At 65.8% G+C, this 13798-nt stretch carries 15 protein-coding genes; 7 read left to right on the forward strand and 8 right to left on the reverse strand.

All coding sequences use genetic code 11. The annotated features are described in order from the left end of the window. Positions 1-40: 40 nt before the first annotated feature. Positions 41-2599: a TonB-dependent receptor gene (locus VH567_RS16010; RefSeq protein ID WP_423327234.1), complete on the reverse strand. Its 2559-nt coding sequence runs from the start codon at positions 2597-2599 to the stop codon at positions 41-43. 361 nt (positions 2600-2960) lie between these two features. Between VH567_RS16010 and VH567_RS16015 the strand changes: the two genes are divergently transcribed. Beyond that, on the forward strand, positions 2961-3317 hold the full coding sequence (locus tag VH567_RS16015) for an ArsC family reductase (protein ID WP_423327235.1): 357 nt from the start codon (positions 2961-2963) through the stop codon (positions 3315-3317). Positions 3318-3328: 11 nt separating this feature from the next. Then, positions 3329-3610, forward strand: coding sequence for a DUF427 domain-containing protein (locus VH567_RS16020; protein WP_423327236.1), 282 nt, complete (start codon positions 3329-3331; stop codon positions 3608-3610). A 212-nt stretch (positions 3611-3822) separates the two neighbouring features. Here VH567_RS16020 and ypfJ read toward each other — a convergent pair whose 3' ends face one another. After that, positions 3823-4737, reverse strand: a complete 915-nt coding sequence (ypfJ, locus tag VH567_RS16025; protein ID WP_423327237.1) for a KPN_02809 family neutral zinc metallopeptidase — start codon at positions 4735-4737, stop codon at positions 3823-3825. 131 nt (positions 4738-4868) lie between these two features. Between ypfJ and VH567_RS16030 the strand changes: the two genes are divergently transcribed. Both VH567_RS16030 and VH567_RS16035 read left to right on the forward strand, forming a co-directional pair. Further along, on the forward strand, positions 4869-5654 hold the full coding sequence (locus VH567_RS16030; protein ID WP_423327238.1) for a 3-hydroxybutyrate dehydrogenase: 786 nt from the start codon (positions 4869-4871) through the stop codon (positions 5652-5654). Beyond that, positions 5651-6361, forward strand: a complete 711-nt coding sequence (locus tag VH567_RS16035; protein WP_423327239.1) for a DUF4893 domain-containing protein — start codon at positions 5651-5653, stop codon at positions 6359-6361. The genes VH567_RS16030 and VH567_RS16035 overlap by 4 nt, the downstream gene beginning before the upstream one ends. Here VH567_RS16035 and VH567_RS16040 read toward each other — a convergent pair. The 3 genes from VH567_RS16040 to VH567_RS16050 form a co-directional block, all read right to left on the reverse strand. Then, on the reverse strand, positions 6358-7020 hold the full coding sequence (locus VH567_RS16040) for a hypothetical protein (RefSeq protein ID WP_423327240.1): 663 nt from the start codon (positions 7018-7020) through the stop codon (positions 6358-6360). The two genes, VH567_RS16035 and VH567_RS16040, sit on opposite strands and share 4 nt — an antisense overlap. Before the next feature lie 56 nt (positions 7021-7076). After that, positions 7077-8051, reverse strand: coding sequence for a cation diffusion facilitator family transporter (locus VH567_RS16045; protein WP_423327241.1), 975 nt, complete (start codon positions 8049-8051; stop codon positions 7077-7079). A 170-nt stretch (positions 8052-8221) separates the two neighbouring features. Next, a complete protein-coding gene (locus tag VH567_RS16050) occupies positions 8222-8386 on the reverse strand; it encodes a hypothetical protein (RefSeq protein ID WP_423327242.1) in 165 nt (54 codons plus the stop codon). A gap of 192 nt (positions 8387-8578) precedes the next feature. Here VH567_RS16050 and VH567_RS16055 point away from each other — a divergent pair, with 192 nt between their 5' ends. Continuing rightward, positions 8579-9961 carry a helix-turn-helix domain-containing protein gene (locus VH567_RS16055; RefSeq protein ID WP_423327243.1) on the forward strand — a complete coding sequence of 461 codons (1383 nt, stop codon included), beginning with the start codon at positions 8579-8581 and terminating at the stop codon, positions 9959-9961. A gap of 33 nt (positions 9962-9994) precedes the next feature. On the opposite strand, the gene VH567_RS16060 is transcribed toward VH567_RS16055, so the two are convergent. Genes VH567_RS16060 through VH567_RS16070 form a run of 3 tightly spaced genes read right to left on the reverse strand, consistent with a single transcriptional unit; the run spans position 9995 to position 11623 of the window. Further along, the gene (locus VH567_RS16060; RefSeq protein WP_423327244.1) at positions 9995-10942 is read right to left on the reverse strand and encodes an aldo/keto reductase; all 948 of its coding nucleotides are present in this window, start codon (positions 10940-10942) and stop codon (positions 9995-9997) included. Then, positions 10939-11244, reverse strand: coding sequence for a hypothetical protein (locus VH567_RS16065; RefSeq protein WP_423327245.1), 306 nt, complete (start codon positions 11242-11244; stop codon positions 10939-10941). Before VH567_RS16065 ends, VH567_RS16060 begins: the two co-directional genes overlap by 4 nt. A 7-nt stretch (positions 11245-11251) precedes the next feature. Then, on the reverse strand, positions 11252-11623 hold the full coding sequence (locus VH567_RS16070) for a hypothetical protein (protein WP_423327246.1): 372 nt from the start codon (positions 11621-11623) through the stop codon (positions 11252-11254). A gap of 197 nt (positions 11624-11820) precedes the next feature. On the opposite strand from VH567_RS16070, the gene VH567_RS16075 reads away from it, so the two are divergent. Continuing rightward, positions 11821-12774, forward strand: coding sequence for an ArsR/SmtB family transcription factor (locus tag VH567_RS16075; RefSeq protein ID WP_423327247.1), 954 nt, complete (start codon positions 11821-11823; stop codon positions 12772-12774). Then, positions 12771-13712 (forward strand): methylenetetrahydrofolate reductase, encoded by a 942-nt coding sequence (gene metF, locus VH567_RS16080; protein ID WP_423327248.1) that lies wholly within the window; start codon positions 12771-12773, stop codon positions 13710-13712. Before VH567_RS16075 ends, metF begins: the two co-directional genes overlap by 4 nt. The last annotated feature ends 86 nt before the right edge of the window (positions 13713-13798 follow it).

The following is a 13798-nucleotide window of genomic DNA, read 5'->3' on the forward strand; positions in this document are numbered from 1 at the left end:
CGGGAGGGTTGCCCATCCCGCCCGCTCTGTTCGCCGTCGATCAGAACTCGAAGTGGACCGAGCCGATGAAGGTCCGCGGTGCGCCGAACGTGTAGCGCGTCGTGCTCGCCGCCGTCGTCCCGGTGCTGAGGTTGCCGAAATAGCGTTCGTTGAACAGGTTCGACACGTTCAGCTGGAAGAACGTCTTGTCGAGCCCGGCGAACGCCAGGTCGAACCGCGCGTCGAGATCGACCGTGGTGTAGCCCGCCGCGATCAGGTCGTTGACGTCGGTGACGTAGCGCTGGCCGACATGCTTGACCTGCGCGCCGATCGAGACCGGATCGAACGATGCCTGCACCCGGCCGCCATATTGCCATTTGGGCGTCTCGACGACGAACTTGCCTGCGGTCGCCGCGGTGATCGCGCCGGTGGTCGGGTCGACCGCGTTGTCCTGCAGCTTGGCGTCGATGTACGACACGAACCCGTAGAGCGAGATGTTGCGGATCGGCGTGATCCCGAGACTCGCGTCGACGCCCTTGCTCTTGACCGTGCCGACGTTGCGATCGGTGGTCAGCGTGCCGCCACCCTCGAGCGTGGTCAGCATCGAGATGATCCGGTTGTCGTAATGGATGTACCAGCCGGCCAGCTGCGCCTGGATCAGCCGCGATGAATAGCGCAGGCCGAGATCGAACGAGTCGGTCTTTTCGGGCTTCACCTCGGCGACCGGCGCGATCGTGACGTCGTCGAACGCATAGAGATTGTCGGTGCGCGGTGCCGAGAAGCCCTTGGCATAGCTGGCGAAGATGCTCGCATTCGGGGTGAAGCTGTAGGTTGCTCCGACGTTCGGCAGGACCGCGTTGTACGACTTGATGCGGTTTTTGTACGGTGCGCCATAGGCGGCCGTGGTGGCGTTCGCGGCGACCTGTGCGGCGGTCTGTGAGGTGCAGTATCCGTCGCTCGAATTGCCCGGGATCGTGTAGCAGTAATTGGTCAGGTTGCGGCGGAAGAACGGCGCGCGCAGGCCAACCGCGAGCTTCAACGCATCGTCGAAATACGACCCGCGATACTCGCCCGACACCTGGTGCAGGATCGCGTACGACAGGTGGTTGCGCTTGTTGACGACATTGCCCGCCGCATCGAGCACTGCACCTTCGCCCTCGCCGTCGAGCGCACTGAAGACGCTGTACGGATTGCCGGCGGCATCGAGCAGGCTCGCCTCGCCGGTCTGGCGATGACGCGCGCGATCCCAGGTATAGGCGAAGCGGACGGTGTTGTCGGCGTCGAGATCGTAGCGCAAGCCTGCGATCGCGGTGAAGCGCTGCGTGCGCGTGTTCGACGGGAGATAGACGCGCACGTAATCGAGCGTATCGCCATCACCGTTGATATCGACTGTCGACGCGACGCCTGCACCGAGCCGCTGGAGCTGGTAGGTGTAGACGCTGGTCGCCGCCGCCGTACCCGCTGCGTTGGTCGCGTTGGCGTCGCTCTCGGCGAGCACGGCCGAGCCGCCGCCATTGGCGCGGGTGAAGCTGTACGCACCGTCGAAGGTGAAGATCAGCTTGTCGGTCAGCGTGTAGCGCGAATTGACGCGGAAATTGCCTGTGTTCGACGGGTTGATCGCGGTCGATGCGACGTTGCTGCACGCGGTCTTGTCGCTCTGACTGCCGGCCCCGCCACTCGCCGAGGGCAGCGAGCAGGTGCTGTCGTAGAGATAGGCGTTGGTCTTGTCGTCGAACACGGTGTCGTATTGCGAGTTGCTCAGGTCGAGCGTGTACGGCGTGTCCGACGTGATCCCTGTCGTCGGCACGACCGCGGTGCCGAGCGTCGTGCGGATATTGGCGAGCGTCGGGTTGCTGTACGAGCTGTTGCGGTTCTGGTTGTAGTTCGCGCCGAACGCGATGAAATCGCCCTTGCTGCCGATCGGCTGATAGATCTTGGCGTTATATTGCTGCTTGTTGATCTCTCCCGAACCGCGGAACTGGTCGTAGCGCTGTTCGCTGGCCGAGATCCACGCCTTGGTGCCGAACGAGGTGAAGACGCCGGTATCGAGCTTGGCGAAGAAGCGGTTCATGTCGTTGGTGCCGTGCGAATAGGCCATCGTTGCGCCGAGTTTGTCCTTCGGCATCACCGACCGGTAATTGACCGTGCCGCCCGACGCGCTGGCGGTCGGCGAATCGACGTCGGTCGCGCCGAAATTGACGTTGACCTGCTCGATCAGCTCGGGGTCGAGCTGCTGGTTCGAATAGATCGCGTAATTGCCCGAATCGTTCAGCGGAATGCCGTCGAACGTCAGCGAGATACGGTTGCCGTCGAACCCGCGGATGCGCAGCTGCCCGCCCGAGCCGCCGTACGGATCGCTGTTCGTGAAGTTCACGCCGGGGACGAGGTTGATCGTGTCGAGGATCGTCTGGCCGGGTGTGCGGCGCTCGATCAACTCCTGCGTCAGGACCGCCTTCGCCTTGGGGCTGTCGGGCGTCTGGATACCGTTCACGCCCGTCGAGCGCTGGCCGCTGACGACGATATCGGTCTCCGCGTCGACCGTGCCGGTCGATTGCGCGTGCGCCGTGGCGGGAAGAACCAGCGCCGCGAGTGCAGCGCTGCAGAATAATGTCTTACGCATGTATGCCCCTTTTGAAGACCCGTCGAAATACGACGCGGAGATCGCCGTCGTTTTCTCGTAGTTTCGCTATGAGTCATAGATGACAGTTTGGCGTAAGCCGTCGTGATGTACCGTTTTGCTAGGCGGGTGTTGTATGTGAGATCCGGTATGTGTCGGATTGTGTCTCAATATCGCCATCCATGACGATGAAGACGTATCGCGTTACCAGGTTTACGGGATGGTTACTGTCCGAGATCCTTCGTGTCGGACTGGGCGGCGTGGGGCGATCATCGTGGGAAAGCCATGTCCTTGCACGCCGGGCGGCGATAGGACGCGCAGGGCACCGGGCATCGCGTGGGCGAGGGGCCGACAGGAGGCGGCTTTGACGATTACGCTGTTCGGCATCAAAAACTGCGACACGATGAAGAAGGCGCGGGCCTGGCTCGACACGCACAGCGTCGACTACGCGTTCCATGACTACAAGGCCGCCGGGATCGATGCGGCGCGCCTGGAAGGCTGGATCGACCGGGTCGGCTGGGAGGCGCTGCTCAACCGCGCCGGCACCACGTTCCGAAAACTGCCCGAGGCGGACCGCGCCGATCTCGATGCGGGCAAGGCCGTGGCGCTGATGCTGGCGCAACCGTCGATGATCAAGCGGCCTGTGCTGGAGGCTGGCGAGACGCTGCTGGTCGGGTTCAAGCCCGAGCGGTATGAGGCGGCGGGGCTGGGGAGCGTCTGAAGGAGATCGGCATGCCTGTTGCAACCTGGAATGGCCACGAGATCGCACGATCGGACGACACCGTCGTCGTCGAGGGCAATCACTATTTTCCCGCGAACAGCGTCGATCCGGCGCTGCTGGAGGATAGCGCCACGCACTCGAACTGCCCGTGGAAGGGCGTGGCCAGCTACAAGACGCTGGTCGTCGACGGCAAACGCAACGTCGATGCCGTCTGGTATTATCCCGATCCGAAATCCGCCGCCGCCGAGATCAAGGGCCGGTACGCATTCTGGAAGGGCGTGACCGTCGGGTAAGGCGGCACGGCCGCAATTGCTGTCGCCGTCATCTCCGCGTCTCGCCGCCATCGCCAAGTATCCCCGTCATCCCAGCGAAAGCTGGGATCTCCCGGTCAGGCGGGCGTCGCGAACCACGAGGGAGACCCCAGCTTTCGCTGGGGTGACGGTTATCCAACTCGAATCGCCGCCCGCAATCCTCCCCCGCTGGGGGGAGGATCTAGAAGTTCCGCTCAGATCGCGCCCGAGAACGTGTCGCACTGCGCCGGATCGCCGCTGTCGAGCCCGCGCTTCAGCCACGTCTGACGCTGCGCCGACGTCCCGTGCGTGAAGCTGTCCGGTACCACACGCCCCTGCGATTCCTTTTGCAACGTGTCGTCGCCGATCGCCTGCGCCGCGGTCATGCCCTCCTGGATATCGCCCGCCTCGAGCCGCGACCGGTTCGCCGCCGCCCATACGCCGGCATAGCAATCCGCTTGCAGTTCCAGCCGCACCGACAGCGCGTTGCCCTCGGTCTCGCTCGCCTGGCGCTGCGCCTGCTGGACCTGCGCATTGGTGCCGAGCAACTTCTGGATATGATGGCCGAACTCGTGCGCGATCACGTAATCCTGCGCGAAGTCGCCCTCCGCCTTGAAGCGGTTCGACAGTTCCGAGAAGAAGCTCGTGTCGAGATAGATTCCCTGGTCGGTCGGGCAATAGAACGGCCCCATCGCCGACTGCGCCGCGCCGCAGCCGGATTTGCCGTTACCGTCGAAGAAGACGAGCTTGGGCGCCTCGAACCGCTGGCCGTTCTTCTGGAAAATCGCTTCCCAGGTATTGTCGGCCGAACTGAACGCGTTGCAAGCGGCCTTGCTCTCGGGCGTCAGGGTGCAGCTCGTCGTGGTGTTCGTGCCTGCGCGTGGTGCGCCGTTCTGAGTGGTCGGGGCGGAGGATTGCCCGCCACCCAGCAGCCCGCCGAGACCGCCCATGCCGCCGAACACCGCCATCAGGATCAGCACGACGACGATCCCGCCGCAGCCGAAGCGGCTGCCGATCATTGGCAACAGTCCCATCAGCAGGCCGCCGCCGCCGCCAAAGCCGCCGCCTCCGCCGCCCGAACCGCGCTGGTCCTCCACGTTGATGTTCGGATCGAAGTCGTCGAGCCGCATGATATGCCCCTTTTCGTTTCTGCTTGGGAACGAAATGCGCAAGGTGGCGGTAGAGTTGCAAGGCTGTACGTTCGGCGGTTCGATCTCGGCGGTTCGATAGTGATGGGCCGACAGCGATAGGGGGAGTGCGCATGTTCCTGAAGGGCAAGACGGCAGTCATTACCGGATCAACCTCCGGCATCGGGCTCGCCTACGCCAAGGCGTTTGCTGCCGAAGGCGCGGCGATCGTCCTGAACGGCTTTGGCGATGCGGACGCGATCGAACGGGAGCGCGCGGATTTGGCGCAGGTCAGCGGCGCGGCCGCCCTGTACGACGCGGCCGACATGACGAGGCCCGACGAGATCGCCGCGATGGTCGAACGGGCGGCGCGCGAGACCGGCAGCGTCGACATCGTCGTCAACAACGCGGGTATCCAGCATGTCGCGGGAATCGCCGATTTCCCGATCGACAAGTTCGACGCGATCATCGCGATCAACCTGTCCTCTGCCTGGCACATGATGCGCGCCGCGGTGCCGCACATGCGCGCGAAGGGCTGGGGGCGGATCATCTCGACCGCGTCGGCGCATTCGCTGGTCGCGAGCCCCAACAAGTCCGCTTACGTCATGGCCAAGCACGCGATCGCCGGCCTGACCAAGACGATCGCGCTGGAGACCGCGACCGACGGCATCACCGTCAATTGCATCTCGCCGGGCTATGTCTGGACGCCGCTGGTCGAGAACCAGATTCCCGACACGATGGCGGCGCGCGGGCTGACGCGCGACCAGGTGATGAACGACGTGCTGCTCGCGGCGCAACCGACCAAGGAATTCGTCACGCCCGAACAGGTCGCGGCGTTCGCGCTGTTCCTGTGTCGCGACGAGGCCAGGGCGATCACCGGCGCGAACCTGTCGATGGATGGCGGGTGGACCGCGGCATGAGGGTCCCGGCTGGCCCGATACCGCTGCCGACACGCGCCTGGTGGGCGGCAACCGCCTGCGTCATGATCGCGGCCTGTGGCTCGAACGACCGGCGCGTCATGTCCGCGGGGGACATCGTGGCCCCGGCCGACCCGCTAGATGATTCGCGTGACGGGGACGCCGCCGATCGCGACTGGCGCCGGGTCGCCACGTCGGCCGATCGTGCGCGCCTGAGGGGTTGGCGCGGCGCCTGGATCAACGCGCTCGCACAGGCCGATCCGCGCGAAATCGCTCGCGAACCCGTGCTGTTCGATCCCGATCACGCGCTGGAGACCCCATTGCCCCCGAGCGGCAGCTATCGATGCCGCACGTTCAAGCTCGGCGCACGCGGCGGGATCGGGCCGACCTTTGCCAGTTCGGGCTGGTTCGCGTGCCGGATCGGCGGCGCGGACCCCAACTCAAGTGGCGACAGCGTCGTCAGCCTGGTCAAGCTCGACGGATCGCAACGCCCCGTCGGCAGGATCTTCGCGGACACGAACGCGCGTGCGGTCTTTCTCGGGACGATGGAGCTTGGCGACGAAAAGCGGCCGATGCGCTATGGTCGCGACGCGAACCGCGACATGGCCGGGTTGATCGAGCGTATCGGCACACGCCGCTGGCGGGTCGTACTGCCCTATCCGCGGTTCGAATCGGTGCTGGACGTCGTCGAACTGGTACCGGCGCCCTAGCGCGCCGTAGCCAGCGGGAGCTGCGGCTGCGGCAGCGATGAAACGGTCGCGGTCGCGATAACCGGAACGTCGGCGCGCGGTGTCGCGGGCGCCGGGACCAGCGGGCCGAGCGTCGCGAGATACTCCTTGCCGTGCAGCCCGACCGGTATCGCCCGCGTCGCGTTCCTGGCGAGGACCGCCTTCAGATAGGAGCGCGGCTTTTTCATCAGCTCAGGCTGATCGAGGTCGGTCAGCCCGACCAGCCGCGCAGCCTCCTTCACGAAGGTCACGCAATTATGGTCGCCGACACGATAGATGCTGTCGGGCTTGCCTTCGCTCCACGCGTCGACCAGCGCGAGGATGGCGGTGTATTGCGCATCGGTCATGACCACCGAGAACTGCGCATCGCTGCCCTTGATGTAAAAGGGCGTCGCGATGTCGAGCTTGCCGGCGACCGGGCCGAACAGCAATGCGGGGGTCAGCGATTTCGCGGTGAACCCGAAATTGGCGTCGACCGGATCGCCGCCCGCATCGGCCACGCCGCGCAACGTGAAGAACGCATGCGGAAAGCTGTTGCCGAGTTCGTGGCTCCAGAACGTGATCGTCACCGCGGCGTTCGCCGGCAGCGCGAAACCGATCCAGAACACCAGCAGGGCGAGCAGTCGAACACAGCGTCTCATGCCGGCAAGCTATCGCGGAATTACGTGCCTTACCAGTGGGATAACGCGAACACAGATCAGCTTTGCGGCGCTGGCTTTTGATCCATGATCCGGGTGGTTGGTACCGCTTCCTCGCGCTTTTCGGGGCGGATATAGATCGACGACAAGGTCGGCACCGCGGTTCGCAGCTCGGTCTCGATCGCCTCGATCATCGTTTCGCCGGCGCCCATCGTCATCGCATCGTCGAAATCGGCGCTGATCGCGGCAAAGATGCTGTCGGGTGCGGTGTGGATCGTGCGGACATGGTTGACCGCCGTGATCCCGGGATACCCGGTGACGATCTTGCGGATCGTCGCGATCACCGCCGGGTCGGCGCGCTCGCCGATCAACAGGCCCTTCGATTCGCGCGCGAGCAGCACGGCGACCAAGGCGAGGATCAGCCCGATCGCGATCGAAGCAGCGCCGTCGATCCGCGGATCGTTGAAGGCGTGGCTCGCCCAGATGCCGATCCCGGCGATTACGAGGCCCGCCAGCGCTGCCGAATCCTCGAACAGCACGATGAAGCCCGCGGGATCCTTCGACCGGTGGATCGCCGACCACCAGCCCATATCGCCCTTGGTCTTCGAGAATTCGCGCACCGCGATCGTCCAGCTGCTGCCCTCCAGCGCGAACGAGATCGCCAGCACGACATAGTTGATCGTCGGGCTGGTCAGCGGCTCGGGCGACTGGATGTGGCGCCATCCCTCGTAGATCGATACCCCCGCGCCGATCGCGAAGATCAGGATCGCGACGACGAACGCCCAGAAATACAGCTCGCGACCATAGCCGAACGGGTGTGCCTCGTCGGCGGGGCGCTTGGCCTTGCGCTGGCCGTAGAGCAGCAGCACCTGGTTGCCGCTGTCGACCACCGAATGGAAGCCTTCGGTCAGCATCGACGACGATCCGGTCAGCCCGGCGGCGACGAATTTGGCCACCCCGATCCCGAGATTGGCGGCGAGGGCGCCGTAGAGGACGATGTCGTCCTTGATGCGAGCGGTCAGTGTCTTGGCCATGCCGCCGTCCTACACCAGGGGGCGGGGTTGGAAAGGGGCCGCTTCGCAAGAGGTTGGCGAAGATCTGGCGGAGACCTCGCGGGGGGAGCATCGTGACTCGCAGGAATGCCCGCCGGTGGACGAACCACCGGCGGGCACCTTTCCTCCCCAGGAAACTGCCTGAAAGCGTGTCAGCCGAGCCGGCCGAGGCGGTGGTACAGCGCACTCATCCGCATCAGTCGCGTGTCGTCGATCGAAGTCTTGCTGATCATCTCGCCGAGCACTTCCTTCATCAGCGCGAAATCGTTGGTCGAGAAGACGGCGCGGGCGCGGGGTTGTTCGGTGGTGGTCTGCATGGCTTGCCTCCTTCGATGGTGCGTCTTGTCTCTCTCTTTACAGCGGCTGCATATCGAGAGAAGCGATGCACACCTAATAGCGGGCGATACCGGCCGGTTGGAATGGGAAGTCGGTTTGCAGCAGCGTCGCGATGTCCGTCGTTCTTGCTTCCAGGCTGTCGGCCTGTAAAGATCGTGACAGGAGGGTTTGCGATGGCGGAACGGAAATTGCTGGCGGGGCATGCGATCCGCCGCCTGCGGCGCGGGGCGGGGCTGACGCAGGCGGCGATGGCCGACATGCTCGCGATCAGCCCGAGCTACCTGAACCTCGTCGAGCGCAACCAGCGGCCGATCTCGGCCACCCTGCTGATCAAGCTGGCGGAGAGCTTCGACTTCGATCCGCGCTCGCTCACCGCCGCCGAGCCCGGCGGCGGTGCCGAAGCGATCCGGCGGCGGCTGGCGGACCCGATGTTCGCCGACCTCGAGATCGACCGCAACGAAGTCGAGGAGTGGCTTGCCAGCGCCCCCGGCGGCGCGGCCGCGTTCGCGCGCGTGTTCGACCGGATCGGCGGCGGCGCGGTAGTCGAGGCGAGCGACGATCCGGTGACGCTGGTCCGTCGCGAGATCGAGCGCTGGCGCAATCATTTCGCCGATCTCGACGCGGCGGCTGAGGCGCTGGCGGACGAGCTGAGGCTCGGTGCGGGCGACCTTTACGGCGCGATTGCCGAGCGGCTGCGGTCGAAACACGGCCTGACGATCCGCGTTCTGCCCGCCGATGTGCTGCCGGACATGCTGCGCCGGCTCGATCTCCACGCGCGCCAGTTGCAGCTGAGCGAGATGCTCGACCCCGCCTCGCGGACGTTCGCGGTCGCTTTCCAGCTTGGCCAGATCGAGGCGAAGGCGGAGATCGATGCGCTCGCGAAAGGCGCAGGCTTCACCGATCGTGCTGCTGAGCGGCTCTATCGTCGCCACCTGCTTGGCTATTTCGCCGCCGCGCTGATGATGCCGTACGCACGGTTCCTGCGCGGGTGCGAGACGACCGGGTACGATATCGAGCTGCTCCAGCGCCGGTTCGGCGCGGGTTTCGAACAGGTCGCACACCGGCTGACGACGTTGCAGCGGGTCGGCGCACGTGGACTGCCGTTCTTCATGATCCGGATCGACCGCGCGGGGCAGGCATCGAAGCGCTATCCCGGTGCGAGCGGTGCGGCACTGGTCGAGGCGGACGGGCGGTGTCCGTTATGGCACCTCCACCATGCGTTCGACCGGCCGGGCAGCCTGATGGTGCAACTGGTCGAGCTGGAAGACGGCGCGCGCTGGCTGACGATGGCGCGGACGGTGACGCCGCAGGGTAGTCGCTTCGGCGCGGTCCACGCCGAGTTCGCGATCGGCCTCGGCGTGGCGGCATCGCAGGCGGGGGTGCTGGCCGCGGCGAGCGGCTTCGACCTGGCGGGGAGGGCGATGCCGATCGGCCTGGGATGCCGAGCCTGCTTCCGCACCGATTGCCCGCAACGCTCGATCGCCCCGGCGGGCCGTGCGCTGCTGATCAATGAACGCGAACGGCGAACCTCCGCGCTGACGTTCGCAGGAGACTGATCGCCCCTCCCCGCCAGGGGGAGGGGCGATGGGTCAGGCGCCTGCGTCCGTCAACGCGTCGAGCTGGTCCTTGCTCAGTTCGAGCGTCATCGCGGGAAGAAGGTCCTCGATCTGCTTCACGCTGGTTGCGCTAGCGATCGGAGCAGTCACCCCGGGCTGGGCCATCAACCACGCAAGCGCGACCTGCGCGTGCGTCGCGCCGGTGGCCTCGACCACCGAGTCCATCGCATCGAGCACGGCCTTGCCCTTGCCCTCGAGCAGTTCGCCCATGCGACCACCGCGAACGCTCTGCGCAAGATCGTCCTTGGTGCGGTATTTGCCCGTCAGGAAGCCCGACGCGAGCCCGTAATACGGCAGCACACCGATATTCTCGACGACGCAGTAATCCTGCAGCTCGCCCTCGAACTTGGTGCGGCTGACCAGGTTATATTCGGGCTGGAGCACATGATAGCGTGGCAGGTCCGACGTCTTGGCCGCCTCGACCGCCGATTTCAGGCGCGCGGCGTGGAAGTTGGACGCGCCGATGACGCGGACCTTGCCCGCGTCGACGAGCTTGCCGAACGCTTCGAGGACGGCGTCCTGCGGCACGTCCTCGTCATCCTGATGCGCATAATAGAGGTCGATCCGGTCGGTGCCGAGCCGCTTAAGCGACGCTTCGGCAGCGGCAGCGATGCGCGCGGGGGCGAGCTTCTCGCCGCCTTCGCCGGGCAGCATGCCGACCTTGGTGGCGATCAGCACGTCGTCGCGCTTACCACTGGTCTTAAGCCATTCGCCGATCATGGCTTCGGATTCGCCACCAATATGGCCGTCGACCCACGCCGAATACACATCGGCGGTGTCGATCATCGTCCCGCCCCCTGCGACGAATGCGTCGAGCACGGCGAAGCTGGCGGCACGGTCGGCAGTCCAGCCGAACACGTTGCCACCCAGGACGAGCGGGGCGATCTGGAGATCGGTCGAGCCGAGGCGGCGCTTGGTCATCGAGGCTGGTCGCTTTGATTCGAGGAAATGTCTTGCTCGTCGGACGCGACCGCGTTCAGATCGACGCTGTTCGCATCGAGCATCGCGGCGGCTTCGTTCAACTGGTGTGCTTCGTCGGCGGTAACGGCGCCGGGTTCGCTGACCGGCGAGCAGGCCGCGAGCAAAGCAGGAAACAGGACCGCCGCCAGCCCCAGTCCGTCATGCCAGCGAACGCTGGCATCTCCCCGCTTGGGTCGTTGCGACAGGAACCGGGAGATCCCAGCTTTCGCTGGGATGACGTGAGTGGGCGGGCGGCGGTCCATTCAGAGGTTAGTCCTTGATCGCGTTGCCGGCGCGGGTCAGCGCGTTGCCGGTGGCGTCGGCGGCGCGGTCGGCACCGTTGCTGATCGAGGCGCCTGCACGGTCTGCACCGGCTTCGATGCGGTCACCGGCACGGTCGGCCTTCACGTCGAGATTGTCGGTCGCGTTGTCGAGCTTGGCACCGGCATTGTCGAGCGAACGCTCGGCCGAGCCGAGTGCGCGGTCGCTGGCGGCACCGACGTCGCTGACGGCATTCTCGGTGGTGGCGCTGGCATCGGCGGCGATCGCGTTGGCGGCCTGTGCGGTCTGGTCCTGCGCGTTGTTGCTGCAGGCGGCGAGACCGGCGGTGAGCGCCAGGGCGGGGATCAGGAACTTCTTCATACTGTACTACTCCCGTTGATGAACACGGCGTCGATCCGGGTCGGATGTGGCCTTGTGGACCGGAGACGGCCCAGTCCATAGCGCATTCGAACGCGGCCAAGCCGTTTCCGATCCGTCATGATCGGTGACGATGCGACAAGCGGTGTCGGATCATCCCTGCGTTGACCTCATATAAAGAATTCTTTATATGTCTCTGCATGGCAATGGCGCTCGAAATCTTCCGTGCTCTGGCGGACGCGACCCGGTTGCGGATCCTTGCGCTGCTGCGGCGCATGGAGCTGTCGGTCGGCGAACTCGCGCAGGTGCTCGGTCAGAGCCAGCCGCGCGTATCCCGGCATGTGAAGATCTTGTGCGATGCCGGGCTCGCGGAACGTCGCAAGGAGGGCAGCTGGGTGTTCGTGGCACTCGGCGCGCCGGACGTGGTCGAGCCCGTCGCCGGTGCGCTCGATGTCTGGGCGAAGGCCGAACCCGATCACTGGGCGGTGGCAGATGCCGCACGGCTTGCAGCGGTACGCGCGGACCGGGCGGCGTCTGCCGCGGCATGGTTCGAGGGGCATGCCGACGAGTGGGACGCGATCCGCTCGCTGCATGTCGCCGACAGCGAGGTCGAGGCGGCGATGGCGCTTGTGCTGGGCGAAGCGCCGATGGGCACGCTGATCGACATCGGCACCGGCACCGGTCGTATGCTCGAACTGTTCGGCGGGCGGGCTGCGGTCGCGCTCGGGATCGATCGCAGTTCGGAGATGCTGCGACTGGCCCGCGCCAAGCTGCACGACATGACGCACGCCGAATTGCGCCAGGCAGACCTGTACGCGCTGCCGCTGGCCGATGGTGCGGCGGATGTCGCGATCCTGCATCACGTGCTCCATTTCGCGCAACAGCCGGGCGCGGCGATCCTTGAAGCGGTGCGTGTGCTGGCCCCCGGCGGCCGATTGCTGATCGCGGACTTTGCGAGCCACGACCGCGAGGAGCTGCGGTTGCGCGATGCGCATACCCGGCTCGGCTTCGCGGACGAGCAGATCGCCACGTGGTTCGAGGCGGCGGGCTTGCAGACGGCGCGCGTGGAAACGCTCGAGGGTGGTGAGTTGACGGTGAAATTGTGGCTCGGTCGAAAGATCGGTGCGAGCGTGTATGAGGTAAAGGCGGCATGAGCATTTCGATCCCCCAACTGGCAGAAGCGCGCCGCGCGCTCGAAGAACCGCTGTTCGCGGATCTTGCGGGTGATGTCGGTCTGAGCTTCGAATTCTTCCCGCCCAAGAGCGAGAAGATGGAGGCGCAGCTCTGGGAAGCGATCCGCACGCTGGAGCCGCTCGGCCCCGATTTCGTGTCGGTCACCTACGGCGCAGGCGGCTCCACGCGCGAGCGGACGCATGCGACGGTGGCGCGGATCCAGCGCGAGACGTCGATGAACGCCGCCGCGCACCTGACCTGCGTCGAGGCGACCAAGGCCGAGATCGACCAGGTCGCCGAGGAATATTGGGCGGCGGGCGTGCGCCATATCGTCGCGCTGCGTGGCGACATGCCGACGCTCGGCCAGCCGTATCAGGCGCATCCGGGCGGGTATGAGAATGCGGCGGCGCTGGTCGCTGGGTTGCGGAAGCTGCACCCGTTCGAGATATCGGTCGCGGCGTATCCCGAATGCCATCCGGAATCGAGCGGACATGACGCCGACATCGATAATCTGAAGCGCAAGATCGATGCCGGCGCGACCCGCGCGATCACGCAGTTCTTCTTCTCGCCAGAAGCCTATTTCCGGTTTCGCGACCGGGTCGCCGCGGCCGGGATCACCGCGCAGATCCTGCCGGGAATCCTGCCGGTGTCGAACGTCGCGCAGACGCGGAAGTTCGCGGGACTGTGCGGCGCGGAGATCCCGGCGTGGATGGACCGGCTGTTCGAGGGGCTCGACGATCACCCCGCCGCACGGCAGCTCGTTGCAGCGACGATCGCGGCCGAGATGTGCCGGCGGCTCTATGCGGGCGGGGTGAAGGATTTCCATTTCTACACGCTTAACCGTGCGGAACTGGCCTACGCGATCTGCCACATGCTCGGTGTCCGCGCGAAGCCTGCGACAAAGGTCGCCGCGGCGTAACTCCCCTCCCGCTTGCGGGAGGGGTCGGGGGAGGGCGTGGCCCAAACCGACCGTCTCGTTTGCGGCACTTCCCTCCCCCGACCCCT

The organism is Sphingomonas sp. 4RDLI-65 (assembly GCF_049472435.1).
GTDB lineage: Bacteria > Pseudomonadota > Alphaproteobacteria > Sphingomonadales > Sphingomonadaceae > Sphingomonas.